This is a genomic window from Flavobacterium sp. NKUCC04_CG (assembly GCF_019345525.1).
GTDB lineage: Bacteria > Bacteroidota > Bacteroidia > Flavobacteriales > Flavobacteriaceae > Flavobacterium.
Genome location: NZ_JAHKRA010000079.1, coordinates 1 through 241, shown reverse-complemented (window position 1 = coordinate 241; position 241 = coordinate 1). Strand labels below are relative to the sequence as shown.

The 241-nt window shown below is 40.2% G+C and carries 1 tRNA gene; it reads right to left on the bottom strand.

Annotation, left to right across the window (positions count from 1 at the left end):
• Positions 1-150 precede the first annotated feature (150 nt).
• Positions 151-224, bottom strand: a tRNA-Ile gene (locus tag KO524_RS15620).
• Positions 225-241 lie beyond the last annotated feature (17 nt).

Genomic DNA, 241 nt, shown 5'->3' with positions numbered 1-241 from the left:
CTTTCAATAAAAGTGTTTTTCGTGATTCGTAAGTCGAAAATTGTGATTTGCAATCACTTTCTCTAAATACGAGTCGTGTTTTACCCGTAAACCCTCTATATGTATTGATGTGACTCAATACAGATAAAAAATTGCCTCAGGTGCAACCTGTAGTCCCGGGCAGACTCGAACTGCCGACCCCTACATTATCAGTGTAGTACTCTAACCAGCTGAGCTACGAGACTCTGTACTTTTATTGTGT